This window comes from Streptomyces sp. SJL17-4, from assembly GCF_036826855.1.
GTDB lineage: Bacteria > Actinomycetota > Actinomycetes > Streptomycetales > Streptomycetaceae > Streptomyces.
Map to the genome: position 1 here is coordinate 329,886 of NZ_CP104578.1, position 21,588 is coordinate 351,473.

A 21,588-nucleotide genomic window follows, 5' to 3' on the forward strand; every position below is an offset into this window, starting at 1 on the left:
AATCCCCGGCCGCTCCGCATCGGGACCGGGCAGGGGCGGGGGCCCAGCCGCGATCGCCCAGCAGGTCACGCTCGACGACATCCGAATACTCGACGAGATGGCGCAGGTCTTCGCCGGCCTCGCGGCCGCCTACGGAGGCACCCACGCCCGCTCGGCGCCGGCGGCGTATCTTTCGGACGACGTCGGACAGTTGCCCGCCGCAGCCACCGCAGGGCAGATCCGGCGTGACGTGCTCTCGGGCGCCTCACGCCTCTCGCATCTCCTCGCTTCGATGACCCAGGACGCGGGCAACCACAGCCTGGCGCAACGCCATTACCGGGCCGCGCTCGCACTGGGAGCCGGCCCCACGCCCCGGCCGACCCCGCACGGCCGTCGCCGCGCGGCGCCGGAGCTCCGGCCCGTCAGCCCGGCCCGGAGGTGTCCAAGGCGAGGATCAGAAGGGTGACATCGTCCTGGATCTTGGTGGCGAACCGACTCAGGTCGGCCCAGATCTCGTCGGGCAGCTGGTCGAGGCCCACACCGGTCATACGGGCCAGCCGCTCGACGAAGGGGTAGAAGGCGCCGGAGTCGTTCCGTGCCTCCAGGACACCGTCCGACGCCAGGAGCAGCCGGTCCCCGGGCAGCAGCGACACCGTGGCGGCGGTTCCCGGCATGACGTCGGCGAGCCCCAGTCCCAGGGGCGGTCCGGGGTCGAGTTCCAGGGTGCTCACGGCGCCGCCGCGCAGCAGGACCGGCGACGGGTGGCCGCAGGCCAGGACGCGGACCTCCCGCCCGCGCGGCGCGAAGTCCAGGAAGACGGCCGTGGCGAAGAGTTCCGCGTGCTCCGTCCCCGCCGAGTCGACCACGAGCCTGCGGTCCAGCCGCGCGGCGATCGCCTCCGCGTCCACGTCGTCCAGCACGGCCTCGCGGAACGCCCCCAGGACGGAGGCGACCGTCGCGACAGCCGACAGACCGTGCCCCTGCACGTCGCCGAGGACCGCCCGCACCCCGTGGGGGCCGGACCGGACGTCGAAGAAGTCGCCTCCCACCAGCGTGCCGCGCTCGGCGGCGCGGTACAGGCTCGCGCAGAGCACGGGCCCGACCCGACGCCGTACGTCCGGGACGATGGCCCGTTGGGCCGTCTCGGCGACGGTACGTTCCAGGTCGAGCTGCTCGTCCCGGCGCCCGCGGACGAAGGAGACGAAGATGCTCAGGGTCGCGACGAAGCCGAGGGTGAAGAGGTCGGTGTTACCGGGCCGGTTCAAATGGAAGAGGGGAACGGTCAACAGCGCGATCGTCGCGGCGCCGAGGAAGGCCGTGGCCAAGGGTCCGTAGGCCAGGACGGCCAGCGGAGGCACCGCGCCGAGCAGGAAGCCGATGTCCAGCGGAACGGATTCGGTGAGGGAGGCCGCTCCGACCCCGACGAGCAGCAGCACGGGCAGGACCCGCACCCAGCGGGGTGGCGGGGCCCCGCGCAGCCAGCTCCGCCGGTACGCCCCGGCCGCCGCCTTCTGTGGCTTGATCACACCTCCAGGCTCCTATGCCGGAGTGCGCCGTGCACCCCACGGCCGAGCCGGCCAGAAGTCCGCGCTACCACGACTCACTTCCAGAAGGAGGGTGAGACGGCTGGACGGTCAGCCATGTCGACTCCAGACAGCGATCGGAGGTCGCTTACCGTAATCACGGTAGCTGTCGTCGCTCAGGGGGACACGCTGGAGGAACGAGCGAGCGGCATCGGGGCTGCCCGGCGCGGCCCGGCGGCCCGCGAGGGGGGTTCGCCCACCGGGTAGGGCGGGGAACCCGGCCGACGGGCGCGCAGCGACGGCGGTATGCCGCGGCGGTGACGGTGAGCCGGACTGCGGCCCAGAGAGGGCGTCGATATCCTGGACGGGAGAGTTTCGTCGACTTTCGAGACGCGTGCAGGAGTGACGCCATGGACCTGCTGCCGGTCGAGATCAAGGTCAACATCGAGGGCGACGTGGCGGGGGCACTGACGGCTCTCGGCGCCTCGCAGGGCGTACTGATGACGCGTCGGATCTGGTTCGCCGACGACCGGGACGGCGCCGCGCAGGGGAAGCTGCTGCTGCTGGACGGCGGTGTGATCGTACGGTTCCGGGTCGGGGGTGGACGGGACGACCTGACCGTCAAGTTGCGTCCCTGCACCCGGGAACAGCTGGTCGGCCGGTTCTCCGCCCCGTTCGAAGTGGAGCAGCTGTCCGTCACGTACAGGATCGAGGAGGACTGGTCGCAGAACGGCCGTGTGCTCGCCGCCTCCCTGGTGCACGATCACCCGCCGGGCGTCCTGGAGGCCGCGGTGGAGCCCGGGGGCGATCCCAACGCGCCGATCGACGCGGTGCAGGACCAGTTCGTGCACGCCTGCGCGCGCGACGTCCGGTTCGACGGGCTGGTCGCCCTGGGGCCGATCCACTCGACGAAGGTGGAGGACGTGCCGCTCGACGATCTGGAGGTCGACCTGGAAGCCTGGTCGGTCGCCGGCCTGGACTTCCTGGAGGCCGCGATCCGCGTGAAGCCCAAGGACGGGGACGATGAGGACGAGCTGAGGGCGCGGGCCGAGCGGAAGCAGCGCAAGCTCGAAGAGGCGGTGCGCGAACGAGGGGTGACGCTGTCAGAGGTCCACGACAGCAAGACCCATCGCGTGCTCACCGCGCTGGTGGCGGCCGCCCAGGGTTGACGGTCCGCCCTCGTCACCAGCCACGAAGCCTGACCACCCGCCCGCCGAGGTACGGCCCGCGTCCAGGGACGCGGCGGGAGGTGGACCAGGATCCACTACACGTGCCCCCGGGGTCGTTTCAACGGACGATGCCGTGGGTCTGGGGGGCCGAGGTGGGACGGGCGCGGGAGAGTCTCACGGCGGTTCCGCGGGCGTTCTCGAAGGCCACGACCGCGTTGCCGTCCTTCCGCCAGGGCGGGGCGCCGCACCACGGTCCGATCCGGCGGAACTGCTCCAGGGCGCCCGCGTACAGCATCGACTTCAGCATGTGGTGGGCCAGGAGGTGCCGCAGGAGCGGCAGACGTTCGTCGTCGGGCGCGACCTGGTCGAACGATACGGCGACCCGCTTGAGCATGTTCCTGGACAGCGGGGTGACGGGGACGGAGCCGAAGGAGGACCGCTCGGTGAGTTCGTCGAGCGCGTGCAGGTAGATCCCGGCGAGCGGACTGCCGTACGGAGCCTTGCGCACCGCCTGGCGGGCGAACCGCAGCATGCGCCGGTCGCTGCCGAACCACTTGGCGCACCAGTACTGGAGGGCCTGCCAGTGTCCCTCGTAGTGGTAGGGCGCGCGGGCGACGAGCCCGTCCCAGAGCGGCCTGAACGCCGCGCGGCGGTACTGGGCACCGCGTGCCGCCGTGATCATGACGACCCACGGGCCCGGGTTCGCGGGGTCGAGCAGCGCTGCCTTCCGTGCCTCCTCGATCGCGGCGGGGAGCATTGCCTTGAAACGCTCCATGTTCGAGGTCATGACCTCGTGGGCGTATCCGCCGCCCCGGATCGCCCACGCGCGGTGGACCATCAGGCTCGCGTGGAGGGTCGCGGCGTCGCAGTTGTCCGGCTCGGCGGCGCGCCAGGCGTCGAGCCAGGCGTCGTCCTCCTCGGCGGCCTGCTGGAGGAGCTTGAGCCGGGTCCAGCGCTCGTCCCAGTCCTCGCCGGCTTCGCCGACGTATCGCGCGGCGGTCTTCCAGTTCCCCTGCCAGGCGGCGCCGGCGACGGCCTGGCGCTCCTCCCGAAGGTGCGCCGCCGGGGGCGGGCCGGGGCGTTGGGAGTCGAGTGCCTCACGCGGCGGAAGTCCGTGCTCGGTGGCGACGAAGCGCTCCGCGGCCCAGGTGGTGGCGCGTTGGGGGCTGACCAGGACGTGGTAGAGCCCGCCGAGAAGGACCGCGAGCACGGTGCCGAGGAAGAGTGTCACGGCGGGAGATCATTCCCGACCTTGTCACTCTCCGCAATAGTCCAGGCCAACGGAAACGGGGAGGTCAGAGCCCGGGAGACAGGCCGCGCTCCTCGGCCGCCGAGCGCGCGGTGACCAAGAGCGAGCACATCGCGCGCCCCCGGCCCCGTACCGTCCGAGGCTCGCGGACCGCGTTCGGACGCGCCTCGCGGGCAGCCGGATCACGGCGGGCTTCTGCGCACCCGTCAGCGCACCGATACAGGTGTGCGATTGTCAGCCGCACGTGATAGTCACTACACCCACGGGTGGAAGGATCATCAACCACCTGTGCGCTACAGCAAGGGGTGGGGATATGGCGTTGCTCCGGGACTTGGGGAACACGCTGGGACGATGGACGGGCCGGCCCGTCGCGCGCGTCGACAAGGATTCCGGCGATCCGGACGCCCGGCGCGTCCGCGTGGCAGCCGAGGCCTCGGACTGGGCGACGGTACGGGACGTGCTCGACGCACGGCCCGAGAGCGAGGACCGCACGGGTCTCCTCTGGGCCGTCGGCGACGTCGTCGGCACGGAACGCTGGATCGCCGACGTCATGGCGGCGGATCCCCAGGCTCCACTGCCGCGGCTGGTGGCTGCCGTCCGCCACATCAGCTGGGCCTGGGAGGCCAGGACGGGCGCCCGTGCCTCGCAGGTGTCCCGTGAGCAGTTCCAGCTCTTCCACGACCGGCTGGCCACGGCCGAGACGTGGCTCTACGAGGTCGCCGAGCGCGAACCCGGCTGGACCTCGCCCTGGTACGCCCTCCAGGTCACCGGCCGGGGACTCCAGGTCGAGCGGGACGTGGCACGGCGTCGCTTCGAGGCGACCGTGCGCCGCGACCCCCACCACCTGGGCGCGCACCAGCAGCGGTTGCAGCAGGTCTGTGAGAAGTGGAGCGGCTCCCACGAGGAGATGCACGCGTTCGCCCGGACGTCGGCCTTCGCGGCGCCCGGGGGGACGCCCCTCGGCCAGCTCGTCGCGGTCGCGCACCTGGAGCACTGGCTGGCCCTCGACTCCGGCCCCGACTTTCGCTACATCAGGCGCCCCGAGGTGATCGCCTCGCTCTGCGAGGCCGCCGACCACTCGATCCGCCACCCGGACTTCGTACGGGGACGCAACTGGCTCCAGGTCTACAACACCTTCGCCATGGCGTTCTCGCTGGCAGGCGACGTCGCCTCCGCACGGGAGTGCTTCCGGGCCACCGAGGGGCGGGTCACCGAGTTCCCCTGGCAGTACCTCAACGGCTCGGACCCGGCCAAGGCGTACAAGGAGTACCGCGCCTACGCCGGAGGCTGACGGTAGCGGGACAGGCACGACCCGGTCGGACCCGGGAGGGAGCAGGGGGTACGAGAGCTCCCGCTCCCCCACGGCCCGCCGTCCGGAGGCCCTGGGACCCCGGGGCCCTTCCATGGCCCCTCGCCACACACGCCGTTCGAGTACGGCACTCCCGCGCAGCGCAGCGGCCGGCTCCGGGTCCGCCCACGGCCGAGTGCGGACCGGAGCACGGAGCGACTCCCGAGCCGCGCACCAGGCGGGTCCGGGTTCACCCACGGGCTGCGTCCCGAGGCGCGCAGAGCCCGGGTCCCCAGCCGCGCAGAGCCCGAGTCCCCAGCCGCACACAGCATCCGCCCACCGCGACCGCCCACCCCACCCCGCCCGCCCGCCCGCCCGCCACACGCACGCACGCACGCACGACACACCCGATCACGCCCCCGCCGCGCCATAGAGCGGGCGGGCACGCACCGAAGGACCGTCCCAGGTGTCCCAGTCCCAGACTTTCGAGACCTCCCCGACCGCCCACACCTTCCAAGTGGACCTGCGCGGACTGGTCGACCTGCTCTCCCACCACCTCTACTCCAGCCCCCGGGTCTACCTGCGCGAGCTGCTGCAGAACGCTGTCGACGCCATCACCGCCCGGCAGGCCCTCACGCCCGACGCCGCCGGCGCGATCACCGTGCGCACCGGAGAGACGCTGACCATCACGGACACCGGCATCGGCCTGTCCGAGGCCGACGTACACCGGTTCCTCGCCACGATCGGACGCAGCTCCAAGCGGACCGTCGACGGGGCGCTCGACGGCGCGGGACTCGACGCGGCGCGCGGCGAGTTCATCGGCCAGTTCGGCATCGGCCTGCTCGCCTGCTTCGTCGTCGCCGACGAGATCACCGTGCTGAGCCGGTCCGCCGCCGACCCGGCCGCGCCCACCGTGGAATGGCGCGGCCACTCCGACGGCCGCTACACCATCCGGACCCTGCCGTCCGCGACGCTCCCCGAGCCCGGCACCACCGTGACGCTCGTCCCGCGCGCCGACAACGCGGAATGGACCACCCCCCAGCAGGTCGTCTCCCTCGCCCGGCATTACGGCGGACTCCTCCGCCACGACGTGACCGTCATCGACACGCGCGGCGAGAGCCACCGGATCAACGCGGCGCCGCCGTGGGAGCGGACGCACCGCTCCCCGCTCGCCAAGCGGGAGGCGTACACCGCGTACTGCCGCGAGCTCTTCGACTTCGCCCCGCTCGACACCATCGAGCTGGACCTGCCGGCCGCCGGACTGCGCGGTGTCGCCTACGTCCTGCCGACGGCGGTCAGCCCGGCCCAGCGCGCCGGGCACCGCGTCCACCTCAAGGGCATGCTCCTCACCGACCAGGCCCCCGAACTGCTCCCCGAATGGGCGTTCTTCGTCCGCTGTGTCGTCGACACCACCAGCCTGCGGCCGACCGCCTCCCGCGAGTCGCTGTACGAGGACGGCACGCTGTCCGCCGTACGCGATGCCCTCGGCGACCGGATACGCGAGTGGCTCACCGGACTCGCCGCCCGTGACCCCGCCCTCCTGCACCGCTTCATCGACAGCCACCACCTCGCGGTCAAGGCGCTCGCCCGCCACGACGACGAGCTGCTGCGCATCGTGCTGCCCTGGCTGCCGTTCGAGACCTCCGACGGCAACGTCACCCTGGAGGAGTTCGCGCGGACCCACCCGACGCTCCTCGTGACCCGAAGCGTCGAGGAGTTCCGTCAGGTCGCGCCGATCGCCTCGGCAGCCGGACTCGGTGTCGTCAACGGCGGCTACACCTACGACCGCGACCTCGTCCACCGGCTGCCCGAGATCAGGCCCGGCACCACGGTCGACGACCTCGACCCGACCACCGTCACCGCGCACCTCGACGCCGTCGACCCCGGCGCCGAACTGCGGGCCGCCGCCTTCCTCGCGGTCGCCCGCGAGACGATCGGTGTCCACGACTGCGACGTCGTCCTCCGCGACTTCCAGCCCGTCACCGCCCCCGCCCTGCTGCTCGACAACCGCGACGCCCGGCACGAACGGACGCGGTCCAGCCTCGCCGCCGACAGCGACGGCCTGTGGGGGGACATCCTCAACTCCCTCCGCGACGAGACCCCGCGCGCCCAGCTCGTCCTGAACCACCTCAACCCGCTGGTCCGCCAGGCCCTCACGATCGGCGAGCGCGGTCTCGCGATCACCACCGCCGAAGCCCTGTACGGCCAGGCACTGCTGCTCAGCCGACGTCCGCTGCGCGCCAGCGAGAGCGCCCTGCTCAACCGGGCCTTCATCGGCCTGCTCACCCACGCCATGCACCAGCCCGGCGAGGCGGCCCCCGGCTCCGAGCCCCGGAAGGAACTGTAAATGCTGGACACCCCCGAGGCGGTTCTCGAGGCGCTCCGTGAGAATCACGAGCGCCCCCACGGGCTGGCGCGCACCGTCACCGCGGAGGAACTCGTCGAGACCGCCGAGGTCTTCGAGAAGCCCGATGTGCTCGTCACCGCCCTCCTGGAACTGATGACGGCGTACGAGTTCACCGGCGAGCACCGCAAGTCGCCCGTCGCCTTCGCCCGCATCCTCAAGTTGTGGGACGCCTCCTCCGAGGCCTTCAGCCCCTACGAGGCCCACCAGGTCTTCTGGCGCTTCAAGTGGGTGACCACCTCGCTCCTGCAGGTGCCCGAGGTGCCCCTGGCGTCGATCGGCGGCTGGATCGACCAAATGCGCAGCCGGTACGAGGCCGCCGACCACGCCGTCCAGCCCGTGGCGGCCATGCGCTACCACCTGGCGCACCACACCGGCACCGGGCTCGCCGACGCGTACGACCTTTGGGCCACCCGCCCCCGCACCGAGCTCAGCGACTGCGAGGCCTGCGAGACCCGGCACCACGCCTGGCACCACCTCGTCTCGGGCGACGACGCCGCCGCCCTCGCCCTCTGGCAGCCGGTCCTCGACGGCGAGCAGCGATGCAGCGAGGAACCCCAGATGAGCCAGGCGCGGGCGCTGCTCCCGCTGCTGCGCGCGGGACGCACCGACGAGGCGCGCTCCCACCACCTCACCGGCTACCGCAAGGTGCGCGGCACCACCGGCATGCAGGCCGAAGTCGGCTACCACCTGGAGTTCTGCGCCCACTCCCGCAACGAGGGCCGCGGCCTGGAGATCCTCGCGGAGAACCGGTCCCTCTTCGAGGCGAAGGGCGCCCCGCTGGACCACCTGTACTTCCTCACCGGTACGGAGGTCCTCATCGCCCGGCTCGTCGAGGCCGGCCACGACGACACCGCCGTCGCCGGCCCGCCCGGCCGTGCCTGGACCGCCGCCGAGCTCCTCACGCACGTCCGCGGCGAGGCCGAAGCCCTCGCCGCCGCCTTCGACAGCCGCAATGGCACCACGTCCGTCGGCGACGGCCGCCGGGCCCGGCTCGCCCTGGCCCCGCTGCTCGACGAGCCCCTCCCGCTCGGCCTGCGCGCGACCGCGGCCCGCACCGTGTCGGCCGGCGCCACGCCCGCGACCCCGGCCCCCGCACGGATCGGGATTCCCGACGACTTCGCCACCCTGGTGCGCGAGGCCCGCCGCATGGCGCGGGACGGCCACCCCGGCGACAGCAGGCTCTGGGCGTGCGTCGCCGAACGGCTCGCCGACGCCACCGAGCCGTACGACGACACCCTCGGCCCCGAAGGCCTCCTGGCCGCGGAACTCGCCGAACACAGAGCGGAGCAGCTCTGGTTCAAGGACCGCCACACGAGCGGTGCCGCCGAACTCGACACGGCCGTGCGGCACTTCGAGGGTCTGGACATGCCCTGGCACGCGCTCGCCGCCAGGGCCCGCTCTCGCGCCTGGACCGCCGCCCCGGGGTCCCGCGACGGCGAAATGGCCGCCCCCGACCGCGCCTCGATCCGGACCGCCCTCGACGACATGCTCCGCGAGGCGGACAAGCTGCTCATCGCGACCCCCTTCGACGGCGAGCCGCTCGGCGACGGGGAGGCCGCTTTCGGCACCGACCTGCGCGCCGAGCGCATCCTCGCGTACCTCTCCCTCCGCTACTCGGTGACGTTCGCCGCGCACCTGGAGCTGCACGCCGCTCTGGCGCGCGCGGAGGAGGACGAGAAGGACCAGGAGGGTTCGGAGGGGACGGACGACGTCGACACCCTCACCGAGCGGTTCGAGAGGAGCGTCGACACCCTGTGCTCCGAGGCGTCCCGTCTCGGCTACCCCCACCAAGCCGCCAACGCCCGTCAGTTCCGCGCCGACCTGCTGGCGCGCCGCGGTGACCTGACCGAGGCCGAACAGGAACTCCGCGCCGCCCTCCAGGAGATCGAATCCGCCGACCGGCCCTGGCGCCTGCCGCGCCCGTCCATCCATCTCGCGCAGTTGCTCCTCGCCCAGGACCGGCCGCAGGAGGCGACGGACCTGCTCCACTCCGCGATCGCCGACGCCGTCGCCCACGACGACCCCACCCTCCCGCTCGGCCCGACGTACCTGCTGCTCGGCCACGCCGCGACACATCTCGACGACGTGAACGGAGCCGTACGCCACCTCTCCGAGGCCGCCGCCCGTTTCGACCGGACGGACGACCCCGGGAGCGCCATCGAGGCGCGCCTCCAGCTCGCCGACGTCCTCGCCCGGTCCGGCCGGCAGGCCGACGCCGTGGCCGTGCTGGAGTCCGCCCTCGCCGACGTGCCGCCCACCGTCGACGAACGCATGCTCGCCCAGGGGCGCCTGACCCTGGGCCGCGGCCTGCGCGACCTGGAGGAGTACCTCCCGGCAGCCGAGGAGCTGCTCCGTCTCGCCGACACCGTCGCGGGCTGGTCCGCGAAGGACCGTGGCGGCGTCCTCACGCTGGTGGCGGCCGAGGCGGCGACCACTCTTGCCCTCGCCGAGCGCTGGGAGGCGGCGGACACGGCGTACGAACGCGCCCTCGCCGCCCACGCCGAGGCCCCCAACCCCCCGCTCATCACCCTGATGATGCGGGAGTTCGCCCGTCTCACCCTCCAGACCCGCGACAGCGAGGGCACCGACACGGCGCTCGAGTACCTGGCCCGAGCCGACGCGGTCCTCGCCGCTCTGCCCTCCGGCGAGGAGGACTTCGCCGTCTGGTACGAACGCGGCGAGAACCACTACCGGCGCGCCCGGGTCCTCGCCGAGGCGGGGCGCTTCGACGAGGCCCTCCCGGAGGCCGAGTCCGCCATCGCCGCACACGACGAGGGCGGCGAACGGGGCGAAATCCCACGGGCCGAGGCGGTCCGCATCGCGGCCCTGATCGAAGGCGACGGCCTCGACCGCGCCGCCGCGGCCATCAGCCGTCTGACCGCTGCCTCGGCACGCTCCCGGCAGGCGGGCCACCCCGAGGCGGCCCACATCCTGGACGCCCTCTGCCAGGACCTCCGCTCCCGCTGACGGGCGGCAGGACGACGACGGGGTCAGTGCACCGGCCACAGAGGCCGCTGCACTGACCCCGTCGTCGTGATCCGGAAGGGCGTCAAGTGACTCCTTGCCCGGGGACGACTCCTACAGCGGTTCGAAGACCTTCGGCGTGAACCAAGTGGCCTGCTTGCCCGCATCACCAGGCAGGCGCCGTCCCCCCTCTACGAACAAGGCCGGCGCCGCATCCCGAACCTCGCCGGACATCACCGTCGACGGCAGCGGCCTCGTGGCGACAGGGCCGGAAGATCGCGGTGGTCCCGGGTGTTGCCTCCAGGTATGAAGATCAGCGAAGCCTCCAGAGTCAGCGGTGTGAGTGCGAGATCGTTGCGGCACTACGAGGACGAGGGCCTGATCGTCCCTGGCCGTTTCAGCAATGGGTTCCGTGACTACTGCCAGTCCACGATCGACCGGGTGCTCGTCATCCGCACCCTGCTGGAGTCCGGGCTGCCCGTGCGGCTGATCAGGGAACTCCTGCCCCGTCTCACCGACGGTTCCGATGCCGGCACCGACGCGGTGTGCTCGGAGTTCCTGCACGAAGTGCAGAGTCATCGTGATCGGCTCGCTGCTCGCATCGCCGTTCTCAGCGATCAGCAGGCGGCACTCGACGCCTACCTGCGCGAGGCCCGCCGTACTGATCTCTGACCGGCACTTGACCTTGACGCAAGTGTCAGGCTCCTACGTTCGGTGCATGGAGACCAACGAGCAGCAGCACACTGCCGAGCAGACGATGCGAGCACTGATCCAGCGGTCGCATCGAGGACCGGAGGACCTGGTCCTCATGACCGATCAGCGCCGCCCCACCGCGGGGCGGGGCGAGTACCTGATCCGCGTGGGCGCCGCCGGGGTCAACTTCGCTGACGTCATGCAGACCCGTGGCACGTACGGAGGGGGCCCGCAGGCCCCGTATGCGGCGGGCTTCGAGGCCGCCGGCGAGATCGTGGGCGTCGGCCCGGGTGTCGGGAGTCCGCTGCCGCTCGGCACCCACGTCGTCGGAGTCGGCCCCGGCGCCTTCGCGCAGTACATGACGATGTCGGCCGCGGGGGTACTCCCCGTGCCGTCCGGCTGGAGCGACGCCGCCGCTCTCGGACTGGTGTTGAACTGGGCCACCGCCTTGGCGGCACTGAAACCCCTGGGCGAGATCAAGGCGGGTGAGGTGGTCCTCGTCCATGCCGCGGCCGGAGGTGTGGGGCAGGCCGCCGTTCGCCTCGCCCGCCACTACGGTGCGCGTGTGATCGCCACGGCGTCACCGGCGAAGCACGACACCGTCGAAGCCCTCGGCGCCGACGAGGTCCTGGACAGTCGACGCCCTGATCTGGCCGAGGAGATCACCCGCCTGACCGGCGGCGTCGATCTGGTCCTGGAATCAGTGGGGCAGGCCACGTTCAGGACCAGCCTGTCGGTCACCAAACCCTTCACCGGACGCATCGTCGTGTTCGGCGCCGCGTCCGGCGATGCCACCCTGACGACGCACGACCTGGTCTTCACCCACCAGGTTCAGGTCAAGGGACTGCACATCGGTGCGCTGGCGGGCGCGGCCCCGTCTGTCCACCAGTCGTTGCTCGTCGAGATCGAGGCGCTCATCGCCCGCGGCGTGTATCCGCCGGGTATCCCCCGGGTCCACCCCCTGGCGGAGGGAGCGATGGTGCTGCAGCAGCTCGAAGCGGGCCATACCCGGGGCAAGCTCGCTCTCGACCCCTGGGGTTAGGCACGCCCGCGCGCGCGGGTCATGCTCCCGTGCGGATCGGTTGCTCAGCTGAGGACGAGCGTGGTTGCCAGGGCCGGGCCGAGGGCTCCGCCCATGAGGTGGGCGAGTTGGAACAGGCCGGTGGCGGTGGGACGCGGCGCGGCACACAGGGCTTCGTCAGGCACTGCTGACGTGCTGTCAGCCCGCCGACTCCTCACCTGCCGCCGATTCCCACGCCCCGAGGGTCCGCTAACGCGGGGGCGCCGAATCGTCGGCCGGTGCCGTGCGGACGTTAGGGGTGCGTTGGCGTCGTCTGGAAGGGTCGTGGGTTCGCCGGCCGTAGTCGCCTGTCGCCCGCCGCCGGCGCCCATCCGCCCAGCACGCCGGGCACGCAGCCCGTGAGGGGATCCGATGCACGCCGCCAACGAACAAGCCCACACGTCAGACGGTTCCTCCGCCAAGGCGGTGCCCTCGACCAGGTCCCCCGCGGGCCTCCTGGCCCTGCAGTCGAGCGCGGGGAACGCTGCCGTGGTGCAGATGCTCCGCGAGGCCGGACATCCCTGGGCACAGCCGGAGCAGCATCAGCACGATGCCGGCTGCGGGCATCAGCAGGCCGAGCAACCCACCGTTCAGCGCTCCGCCGTCCATGACGTGCTGCGCACCAGCGGTAGGCCTCTGGACGACGAGACGCGGACCGACATGGAGACCCGGCTCGGCGCCGACTTCTCGGACGTCCGCGTGCACGACGACACTGCCGCTCGGGCCTCCGCTGCCCAGGTCGGTGCCCGCGCCTACACCTCCGGCAACCATGTCGTGCTCGGAGTGGGTGGAGCGGACCAGCACACCCTCGCCCATGAACTGACGCATGTGATCCAGCAGCGTCAGGGCCCTGTGGCGGGGACCGACAACGGCGCGGGACTACGGGTCTCCGACCCGTCGGACCGGTTCGAACGTGAGGCCGAGAGCAATGCCACGCGCGCCATGCGGGGGCCTTCCGCCCAGGCGGTCGCCGCTCCGGGTGCGACGGCCCGGCCTGCCAGTGCGACGACAGGGCCGGTCGCGCTGCAGCGGATGGACATGGATCTGGACGGACATTCGACCACGGGGGGCTTCGCACCGCCCCCTCTTCTTCGCCAACGCACCCTGGACCTTTCCCGTTACGAACCGTCCAGTGATTTTCGTGCGCACGTCCAGGCTTTCAGTAACGCCCAGGACCCTGTGCGTTACGGAGACGTCTGGGTCGGGGATATCGTGATCAGCGACAGGGACCGTCCGCCGACCCAGTACGGTGACGACGGACAGAACAACCACACCACAGCCTGGACCCTGCTGCGGGCAACGCTGACCTCTCATGCGAACAAGGCTGCCGAACACCTGCTCACGTACATCTACAATGAAGTGCAGGAGCTGGACAGCACAAGTGACGCACTGTTCGTCCAGAGAACCAGGCACATGATCCCGCAATTCCGTGCAAAGATCGCGATGACGCAGGGTCTGCTGACGGACATGCGGAACCACGCCGTTCCCGTGCAGGAATGGCAGCATGGTCTGGCGCGGCTCATCAGGCTTTATATGGAGGCCTATCAGCTCAGCCCCGCGGCCTCCTTCGGCGGGAGGTCCGGTGGTGACGCCGAAGGGCACCGGATGGCCTTGCTCCGCAGGGAGGAATCCCGCACGGGGAACGACCGTATGGAGCCCCGGCTCATCATGGACACTATTCTTCGCGGTCTGTACGAACAGCCATCGGACAGTGGCCAGCGCGCGGTTGCGGAGCCGCACTTCTGGAAGACGGTTGCCACGGGATTCCCCAACGTCACAGAATACCTGGCACCCCACTACCAGCAGCTCCACGACGCCCGCACCGCTGTACTGGGGCGAGCCGCACAGCCGACCCTCCAGGAATACCTCAGGAATCCCAACGACGAGCTGCTCAGCCCTCTCGACTTCGGTGTGCTGGACAGCGGGTTCGTGGCCGATGTCGAGGTGGATTCGCATGCGTACACCGGAGAGTTGTGGACCTCTGCCGTCGAACTGAGCCGGCGTGAGCGCCCGCCGACCCAGTTCCGCCCGCTTCAGCGTTCGCACACCATCGCATGGAAAGCGATCTACGAGGCCGCCATCAACGCGACACAGGAGAAGCCGATCGGGCACGTCGTCGGCTGGGCGCAGCGCTCTCTTCAATTCAGCCGGCAGTCCGGGCCGCCTGCCGATGACGAAGGCCGCACGAGCTGGGAAACGCTCAGGGACGGCCTCCACGAAAAAATCACCCGTTGCATCACCCTCCTCGCGTCAGGAGGGGAGAACCGCCCGAACTTCTGGGAGGCCATGCTCAGCATGCTGATCAGAGGATGCCTCACCCTGGAGAACGCGAGCCGACTGGCCACCGGCGGTGGACCCGCCGATGAGAACGGCGAAGCCCGGGGGCACGGAGAGGCCGGCATTCACCAGCGTTTGCTGTACGGCGGCCTGTCGGGCGCGGCCGCCACGGCAGAAGCCCTCGGGCTTCTGGACACCGGCGCACTTCGTACGCAGTCCATCCGCGCCCTGATGGATCGAGAGCGGCAAGCCATGGCGGCCTCGGGGCAGCGACCCATGCGGGTATCGCGCCACCGCCCGGCCACGATAGGTGTGTTGGAGCGCAGCAGGTCGCTCAATGAAGAGATCGAGGGGCCTCGCATCACCCAGGTTCTGGAACACTGGGCCGACACCTCCCAAGAGGCGTACCCGCATGTGCAATTCGACGCCCGCGCCATCATGCTGGAACAAGCCCGCCAACTGCTCCGTACGGATGTGGACGGCAGCAGGGGGGTCCCGCTCAGCGACCGGGAGAGGAACCTGTTCGACATCGTCTGAGCGACCTTGAGCATGTGGGACCGTGGCCGACTTCGTCGTAGCGTTTCGTCGTCGGGAGGCCGGAAACGGTGACGAGAGCCCGTCCGATCGTCATGTCGGGCGGGATTCTCGTCGTTTCGACCGGCCGCCTGCGGTCGTACCGGGGTGTCAGGCGGGCGAGTCGCCCTGGCGCCGACGCCGCCACCAGCGGGGGCGGGTGCGGGGGTGGACGGCACGGCCCAGCCGTCGGCCGACGATCACGTAGCCGAGGAGCGCTCCCGTCGTGTTGAGGAGGACGTCGTCTTGCTGTGGGTGAGGGGGACGGACGCCGGCGAGGCCTCCAGGGTGAGTCTGGCCAGGACCACGGCGAAGGCCACCATGCCCACGAGGGCCGCCAGGGCGATGAGCGCCCGCACGAACCGCCCCGGCCCGCGTCGAACCGGGGCCGCCGCCTTCGCTCTCGCGGGCTCGGCGGGCGCCGCCACCGTCCCGCCGTTCGGCGTGTCTCCAGGGCTGCGGGGCCTCAAGGCCGTCACCCACGCGCCGCGCCGATTCGGGCGGCGCGGCGCGCGGACGGCCGGCCGGTTCAGGCGGTTTCCAGCAGGCCCGCGCGCAAGCGCTTCACGGTGCGCGAGAGCAGGCGCGAGACGTGCATCTGGGAGCAGCCCAGACGTTCCCCTATCTGGGCCTGGGTGAGTTCCTCGACGAACCTCAGATGGATGATGCGCCGATCGCGCTCTTCGAGGTCGGCGATGAGCGGGGCCAGGGACTGGAAGTCCTCCACCAGCTCCATGGCGGGGTCCTCGCTGCCGATGAAGTCGGCGAGGGAGGCGTCGTGGTCCTCGTCGTCACCGCTGAGCACGGCGTCGAGCGACGAGGAGTTGTAGCCGTTGGAGGCCAGCCGCGCCTCGGTCACCTCTTCCTCCGTGAGGCTCATCAGCTCGGCGAGCTCCTTGACCGTCGGCATCCGGCCGAGGCGCGTGCTGAGCTCCTCGGTCGCCTTGGCCAGCTCCACCCGGGCCTCCTGCAGCCGGCGGGGTACGTGCACCGCCCACGAGGTGTCCCGGAAGAACCTCTTGATCTCGCCGACGATGTAGGGCACGGCGAAGGTGGTGAACTCGACCTCCCGTGAGAGCTCGAAGCGGTCGATCGCCTTGATCAGGCCGATCATGCCGACCTGGACGATGTCCTCCATCTCGTCGGCGCGGTGACGGAACCGCCCGGCGGCGTAGCGGACCAGGCTCATGTTCATCTCGATGAGGGTGTTGCGCGCGTACTGGTACTCGTGCGTCCCCTCCTCCAGCACCGCGAGCTCCTGGAAGAAGACCTTCGACAGGGCCCGCGCATCCTTGGGTGCGACCGCCACCGCGTCCGGGATCAGCGGCAGCGTTCCCGTTCCGGCCTCGGTTTCCGTGGCCGACATCGTTGTGACCGTCACACCATTCCCCTTTCACGTGTATCCCTTGCCGGGATGCGTGGCTGTGTGTCGGCTCGCCTACCCGGAGCTTCCACATCCACACCGACGAACTCCCTGAGTGGCGCTCAGCAGCCCTCCTCCGAGCCTCCGTCGGGGCTGCCTCAACGACCGAGGAGGGCGAGCAGCGGGCGCCAGTCATGGTGGCGCTCCTCCGTGCCCTGCGGCACCAGAGCGAAGGTGTCCCGCACGAAGCGGGCAAGGGCCTCCTGGTCGCACCTGATCGTGGCGCAGTGCCCGGCCGGCCCGAGCCGCAGGAGGAGTGTGCCGTCGGGGGCGGGCCGCAGGTGGACGTCTGCCTCGCCGGTGGGCTTCAGCGATCCGGTGAGGACCATCTCACGGTCGAGGCGCCACACCACAGGATCCTCGCCCATGACGTGGAAGGCGATGCTCAAGGCGTGCGGATCGCGGGAGTTGTAGCTGACGGCGGTGTCGATCCGGGCCACCACGTCCGGGGCGAGCAGCTCCATGACCATGGGCTGCGTGACGACGCGCGGTGAGGGGAGCGGGGCGACTGGGGGCTGGGTCATGACGTCCTCCGGCTGAGGCAACTGTGGGCGAGGGGTGCGGTGTTCGCCTGACCCGTCGCGTCTCTGCTACACCTCATGCCCGCACGATGGATGCGTCGATGGTGTCATGGTTTCGTGAAGACCTGATGGGCCGTCAGCGTTGCTCCGGCTCCCGTGGCACGGTCAGATCGGCCAGGTGCGTCGGAGGCGTGGCGGAGGAACGCGTTGAGGCGTCCTGTTCGCGGTCAGCCGGATCCTCGAACGCGGTCCTCGACCCGGAAGGATTCCGTCGTGCCGGTCACGATGATCCTGGTGTTCGGTGTCGGCGTGGCCGTGGCCGTGGCCGTGGCGTGGTGGAGCATCACTCCCGTCTCCGCCGGTCTGCGGAAGCGGCCCCGGGCTCCGGAGAAGTCGAACGCGGACAGGACGAGACCGCGTCCGGCCCCCACCACGCCTGTCACGTCCGTGCAGCGACCCGCTCCCCCGCGCTCGCCCAGGCCGGACCCGGCGGGCCGGTACGGAGCCGGTGCGTGCGTCAGTGCGGAATCCGGTCCGCCGGGTCGGCCGCGCCGGCGTACTCCGGCAGGAGCGAGAGACACGCACGGACCCTCTTCCCCTCCGGCTCGGGCTCCACCGTCAGGCTCTCGCAGACCGCGACGACGATCTCGACGCCGTGCTGTCCGATGCGACGGGGATCGTGTCCGCGCGGTACGGGGGCGGCGGCCTCGCGGTCGAAGACCGAGATCTCCAGGGTGTCCGGACGCAGTTCCAGCAGCAGTCGACAGGGGCCGCCCGTGTGCCGGATCGCGTTGGTCACCAGCTCGCTGACCACCAACTGCGCCAGTTCGACACGCTCGCCCGCCACCGGTTCGGGACGCACGGACGGGGCGGCCGCGAGGAAGTCGGCCGTGAAGGCGCGGGCGGCGGCGATCGCTCCGCCGTGGGAGGCGTCGCCGTAGACGGCGCTTGCGGAAAGCAGCGGCTCCGGTGTCGCACGCTCCACGGTGATCGCGTCCGTCATGGCGCTGGTACTCCCCTCGTCCCGGTGGGTCGGCGCGGCCGGCCACCTCGTACTCCGCCTTCCCGTCTTCATGGTTCCCACACCGCCCGCAACGGGGATCACACCCGACGACGGAACGCCAGGGGACGGCGGCAGGGGCGGACCGGGCTCCTCGTGCCGTCCCCCGCCCGGTGTCCCGGCCCCGTGGCCGCGCCGGTCGAGACAGAGTACGAGGACGGCGCCCCGTGCGCCACGGGGTGTTTCGCGCAGCGCCCGCACGACGGCTCCGGGGCGTCCGCACAGCTCAGGTGGCCGGCACGGGCCGGAGCACGGGCGCCGGGGCCCGTCCGGTGCCGTGTGCTCTCCGGCGGGTGCCTGCCACGCCCGGCCCACCCGGCACCGCAAGGCGAAAGCCCCCGTGAAGAACCGGGGGCTTCCGTCCGGCGCGGCACCGTGCCGCGTCAGACACCGGGCGGATCGACCGACCTCGCGAGCGCCTGGGCGGACCCCCGTCCGCGACGGGCGCCTTCGCCGTCGTGGAGCGGCTGCCCGCCCACGCCCGGAGCGCCGGCGGCCCCGGTGTCCCGAACCGAGCCCGCCGCCGTCGGCACCGTCGTCTCCGTGCTCACCACGTCCGGCCTGGTCCGGGCGGCCGCCACCGGTGGCGGGACCCTCGGCCCATCGCTCCGCCCCGTTCCGTCCGCGCGGCGCGTCGGGGGGCGCGGCGGGAGCTTGCGTGCGGCTCCCGCCGCTCCGGCCCGTGGCGCTGGGATCTTCGGACGGGACTGCGGACTCCGGCTGCCGTGACGGCGGCATCGCCGGGGGCCATGTGCGGCGACGGAACGGTCGGCCCGATCGCCGCGGTGGGTGCCTGGGCGGCCCAGCCGACGCGTGGTGGCGCCCCTGCGCCCCCGGGACCGCGACGGAACGCCGAACGCCGCGAGCGCTTCGGTGCCTCTCCGTTCGGTTTGCCGCTCTTCCGGCGGTCAAACCCGAAGACGGCCTCAGGCGTACGGCGGCATGGGTGCGGCCCGCACCTCCACTGGTGCGGGCCGCACCCGGTGCCGCCGACCCACGGGAAGGGGGGAACCGTGGATCGCCCGGCGTGAGCGTGTCCCGTCGCTCAACACCCGCATGCCCCGGCAACCGGAATCCATGCCACCCACTTCTCGTCACTCCAGAGGCAGCCCGGGGCCAGGAGAGGAAGGCGGGGGCCTAACCTGCCGTCGGGGTCGTTGTCCCCGTCACCGACGGGCGTACCCATGTGATCACCCCCGACGGAACGGTCACCGTCTCCGAACTGAGGGCGGGCGCGTCCTAAGCCCGCCCGGCCGGTGGCGAGCACGAGGTCGTCAACGCCGGTACCGCCCCGCTGGCCTTCGTCGAGGTCGAGCTGAAACAGCGCGCCCCGTCGACGCGCGGGCGGGCCGTGCCGGTGGCATGCCTGACGAAGCATCAAGAGGGCGTCGTCCGGGCCGCGTCGATACGGAGATTCCAGGGGCCCAGGCGATTTCGGGGTGTGAGACGGCGGCGACGGGCAACACGGAGTGAGAACTCGGTGCCCGGCACGGCGGGCCGCGGCCATGTCGTGGCGTTCTTCCGACAGGCGACGCCCCACGGCAACCGGCAACCGTCCCGCCCTTTCGACCGAAGGAGAATCCCATGACCGCACTGCTGGCCCGTATCAAACGATTCGCCCACAGCCCTCAGGGCCGTGGCGCGGCGGCGTCCGTCCGCCGGGCCGCAGCCGACCCCCGCAGGCGCGCCCAGGCCCGGCGCCTGCTGGGCAAGCTGCGCGGCCGCCGCTGACGGCCGTGGCCCCGGCCCGGAGGGCCGGTGCGACGACACCCCGCGCGCTGTACGGCGCGCGGGGTGTCGTCGCACGTGGTGACGCCGCCCGGGGCACGGGAGCCGGGGTCACGCCCAGACGGGCGTCAGGTGGACAGGAGGCGGTGGAACAGGGCGCGGTACTGGCACAGGGCGCGGCGCAGACTCTCGGTGTCGGCCTCCAGTCCCTGGCTCCACTGCCCCTCCAGGGCATGCCGGTGCAGGGCGAAGGTGTCGGCCAGGGCCCTCATCACGTCCCCGACGAGCACGTCCGCCGCGTGGACCGCCTGGCGGGGGTCGTCGACGAACCGACCCTGGACCTCGTGCCAGCGCCTGCGGAACTCTGCTTCCCCGGCGGGGCCGAGCAGGTCCGGGATCTCCTCCGCGTCCGCCTCGCCGGCGGGTCGTGCGGAGCGGGCGTGGTCCGGTCCGTGCTCCCCGGCACCCCCGGCGACGGCACCGGCGCCGTGCGCGTTCTGCCTCGGGTCCTGCGGGGCGGGCGCCGCATGGCGAGGCGGGCCGCCGTGGCCGGGGGGCTCGACTGGCATGGGCGGGGTCTGGGGCGCGACCGGCGGCGCGGGCGGGTGCGCGGACGTCGTCCGCTGGGACGGCACCTGCGGGGGCGGCACCTGCCCGGGGTCGGAGGGCTGGGGCTGGGCGTTCCGGGCGTCGGCGGGCCGGGGCTGGTCGTCCCGGGCGTCGGCAGGCCGCGGCTGATCGTCCCAGGCGTCGGCAGGCCGCGGCTGATCGTCCCGGGCGTCGGCGGTCCCGGGCTGGGCGTGTCGCGGCGCTGTCGGCGCGACCGCCGGACTGTGCTCCGGCGGCGGCCGCTCCGCATCGCCTCCGGCCGTCCCGGACGCGGGGCGCGCGGAGCCGGAACGGTCCTGTCCGGCCCAGGTGTCGGAGCGGTCGGCCGTGGCGTCCGGGCGGCCGGCCATGGGTTCGGGGCGTCGGCCCATCGGGTCCGTCTGGTGGCGTCGGCTCGGCGCCTGAGTCGTGCGCTCGGACCTGTCGTGGTGTCGCATCTCTCCTGCCTCCGCGTCAGGACCGGCGGGTGCCGGTCGGCTCGCCGTCGGCGAGCAGGTCGTCGAAGAGGGTGCGGTAGTGCATCATCGCGCCCCTCAGCTGTTCGGTGGTGGCGGACTTGTCGGTGGTCATCGCACGGACCTCCAGGGCCGCCCGGTACTGCTCCAGGGCGCGGCCGTGTCGCACGGACAGGTCGCGCAGCAGTTGCTCGTACCCCTCGTCGGGGTAGCCGCGGTCGCGCATCAGCGCCGTCACCAGCTCGTCGGCGTCGCGGACGGCGGCCTCGGGCCGGTCCACGAACTCCTCCTGGATGCGCATCCACCGCCGGGCGTACTGTTGCTGCACCTCACCGGGTACGGGCTTGATCTCCAGGTCGGCGAAGCGTCGTGCGCGAGCGTCCAGTTCCTGTTCCGCGGCCCTTCTGCTGCCGGTCGCCTCGACGGCCCGTTCGTACTCGGGCCCGAAGCGATCGCGCAGTCGCGCTCGCCGTCGGCGGTCCACCGCCACGCCGGCGAGGAGCCCGGCAACGACGAGGACCGCGACGACGGCCAGGACGATTGCGGTCGGCATCTGCTCTCACCCTTTCGCGTGCTCTCGCGGAGTCACGCTGTTGTGTCCCGGTTCTTT

Annotated in this window: 16 protein-coding genes and 1 pseudogene; 8 read left to right on the forward strand and 9 right to left on the reverse strand. The window is 72.0% G+C overall.

Features of this window, described 5'->3' with window-relative positions; genetic code table 11:
* Nucleotides 1-401: 401 nt before the first annotated feature.
* Nucleotides 402-1,505 (reverse strand): PP2C family protein-serine/threonine phosphatase, encoded by a 1,104-nt coding sequence (locus N5875_RS01450; protein ID WP_338491356.1) that lies wholly within the window; start codon nt 1,503-1,505, stop codon nt 402-404.
* Nucleotides 1,506-1,912: 407 nt separating this feature from the next.
* Here N5875_RS01450 and N5875_RS01455 point away from each other — a divergent pair, with 407 nt between their 5' ends.
* Nucleotides 1,913-2,671 carry a hypothetical protein gene (locus tag N5875_RS01455; RefSeq protein ID WP_338491358.1) on the forward strand — a complete coding sequence of 253 codons (759 nt, stop codon included), beginning with the start codon at nt 1,913-1,915 and terminating at the stop codon, nt 2,669-2,671.
* Between the two features lie 118 nt (nt 2,672-2,789).
* Here the strand turns inward: N5875_RS01455 and N5875_RS01460 are convergent, their stop codons facing one another.
* Nucleotides 2,790-3,902: a hypothetical protein gene (locus tag N5875_RS01460; protein WP_338491360.1), complete on the reverse strand. Its 1,113-nt coding sequence runs from the start codon at nt 3,900-3,902 to the stop codon at nt 2,790-2,792.
* A gap of 331 nt (nt 3,903-4,233) precedes the next feature.
* Here N5875_RS01460 and N5875_RS01465 point away from each other — a divergent pair, with 331 nt between their 5' ends.
* The 6 genes from N5875_RS01465 (at nt 4,234) to N5875_RS01490 (ending at nt 15,146) form a co-directional block, all read left to right on the forward strand.
* Entirely contained in the window at nt 4,234-5,211 is a 978-nt protein-coding gene (locus N5875_RS01465) for a hypothetical protein (protein WP_338491362.1), read from the forward strand.
* Between the two features lie 463 nt (nt 5,212-5,674).
* The gene (locus N5875_RS01470) at nt 5,675-7,555 is read left to right on the forward strand and encodes an HSP90 family protein (RefSeq protein WP_338491364.1); all 1,881 of its coding nucleotides are present in this window, start codon (nt 5,675-5,677) and stop codon (nt 7,553-7,555) included.
* Complete coding sequence (locus N5875_RS01475; RefSeq protein ID WP_338491367.1) at nt 7,556-10,582, forward strand: hypothetical protein; 3,027 nt, start codon at nt 7,556-7,558, stop codon at nt 10,580-10,582.
* A 303-nt stretch (nt 10,583-10,885) separates the two neighbouring features.
* Nucleotides 10,886-11,251, forward strand: coding sequence for a MerR family transcriptional regulator (locus N5875_RS01480; RefSeq protein WP_338491369.1), 366 nt, complete (start codon nt 10,886-10,888; stop codon nt 11,249-11,251).
* Between the two features lie 46 nt (nt 11,252-11,297).
* A complete protein-coding gene (locus N5875_RS01485) occupies nt 11,298-12,314 on the forward strand; it encodes an NADPH:quinone oxidoreductase family protein (protein ID WP_338491371.1) in 1,017 nt (338 codons plus the stop codon).
* A gap of 516 nt (nt 12,315-12,830) precedes the next feature.
* The gene (locus N5875_RS01490) at nt 12,831-15,146 is read left to right on the forward strand and encodes a DUF4157 domain-containing protein (protein WP_318210594.1); all 2,316 of its coding nucleotides are present in this window, start codon (nt 12,831-12,833) and stop codon (nt 15,144-15,146) included.
* 147 nt (nt 15,147-15,293) lie between these two features.
* On the opposite strand, the pseudogene N5875_RS01495 reads toward N5875_RS01490, so the two are convergent.
* The 5 genes and pseudogenes from N5875_RS01495 to N5875_RS01515 form a co-directional block, all read right to left on the reverse strand.
* Nucleotides 15,294-15,652: pseudogene (locus N5875_RS01495) on the reverse strand (hypothetical protein).
* A gap of 59 nt (nt 15,653-15,711) precedes the next feature.
* Nucleotides 15,712-16,563, reverse strand: a complete 852-nt coding sequence (locus N5875_RS01500) for an RNA polymerase sigma factor SigF (protein WP_338491372.1) — start codon at nt 16,561-16,563, stop codon at nt 15,712-15,714.
* A 140-nt stretch (nt 16,564-16,703) separates the two neighbouring features.
* Nucleotides 16,704-17,129, reverse strand: a complete 426-nt coding sequence (locus N5875_RS01505) for an SsgA family sporulation/cell division regulator (protein ID WP_318210384.1) — start codon at nt 17,127-17,129, stop codon at nt 16,704-16,706.
* Nucleotides 17,130-17,353: 224 nt separating this feature from the next.
* Nucleotides 17,354-17,569: a hypothetical protein gene (locus tag N5875_RS01510; RefSeq protein ID WP_338491374.1), complete on the reverse strand. Its 216-nt coding sequence runs from the start codon at nt 17,567-17,569 to the stop codon at nt 17,354-17,356.
* Between the two features lie 74 nt (nt 17,570-17,643).
* Nucleotides 17,644-18,129, reverse strand: coding sequence for an ATP-binding protein (locus N5875_RS01515; RefSeq protein ID WP_318210385.1), 486 nt, complete (start codon nt 18,127-18,129; stop codon nt 17,644-17,646).
* Nucleotides 18,130-19,770: 1,641 nt separating this feature from the next.
* Here N5875_RS01515 and N5875_RS01520 point away from each other — a divergent pair.
* Nucleotides 19,771-19,917 (forward strand): hypothetical protein, encoded by a 147-nt coding sequence (locus tag N5875_RS01520; protein ID WP_318210386.1) that lies wholly within the window; start codon nt 19,771-19,773, stop codon nt 19,915-19,917.
* A 125-nt stretch (nt 19,918-20,042) separates the two neighbouring features.
* Here the strand turns inward: N5875_RS01520 and N5875_RS01525 are convergent, their stop codons facing one another.
* Entirely contained in the window at nt 20,043-20,960 is a 918-nt protein-coding gene (locus tag N5875_RS01525; RefSeq protein WP_338491375.1) for a hypothetical protein, read from the reverse strand.
* Nucleotides 20,961-20,976: 16 nt separating this feature from the next.
* Entirely contained in the window at nt 20,977-21,531 is a 555-nt protein-coding gene (locus tag N5875_RS01530) for a hypothetical protein (RefSeq protein WP_338491376.1), read from the reverse strand.
* Between the last annotated feature and the right edge of the window lie 57 nt (nt 21,532-21,588).

Coding starts and splice junctions, on each gene's coding strand:
- N5875_RS01455 (WP_338491358.1), top strand. CDS start 1,913: ATGGACCTGCTGCCGGTCGAGATCAAGGTCAACATCGAGGGCGACGTG.
- N5875_RS01465 (WP_338491362.1), top strand. CDS start 4,234: ATGGCGTTGCTCCGGGACTTGGGGAACACGCTGGGACGATGGACGGGC.
- N5875_RS01475 (WP_338491367.1), top strand. CDS start 7,556: ATGCTGGACACCCCCGAGGCGGTTCTCGAGGCGCTCCGTGAGAATCAC.
- N5875_RS01480 (WP_338491369.1), top strand. CDS start 10,886: ATGAAGATCAGCGAAGCCTCCAGAGTCAGCGGTGTGAGTGCGAGATCG.
- N5875_RS01485 (WP_338491371.1), top strand. CDS start 11,298: ATGGAGACCAACGAGCAGCAGCACACTGCCGAGCAGACGATGCGAGCA.
- N5875_RS01490 (WP_318210594.1), top strand. CDS start 12,831: ATGCTCCGCGAGGCCGGACATCCCTGGGCACAGCCGGAGCAGCATCAG.
- N5875_RS01505 (WP_318210384.1), bottom strand. CDS start 17,129: ATGACCCAGCCCCCAGTCGCCCCGCTCCCCTCACCGCGCGTCGTCACG.
- N5875_RS01515 (WP_318210385.1), bottom strand. CDS start 18,129: ATGACGGACGCGATCACCGTGGAGCGTGCGACACCGGAGCCGCTGCTT.
- N5875_RS01520 (WP_318210386.1), top strand. CDS start 19,771: ATGACCGCACTGCTGGCCCGTATCAAACGATTCGCCCACAGCCCTCAG.
- N5875_RS01525 (WP_338491375.1), bottom strand. CDS start 20,960: ATGCGACACCACGACAGGTCCGAGCGCACGACTCAGGCGCCGAGCCGA.
- N5875_RS01530 (WP_338491376.1), bottom strand. CDS start 21,531: ATGCCGACCGCAATCGTCCTGGCCGTCGTCGCGGTCCTCGTCGTTGCC.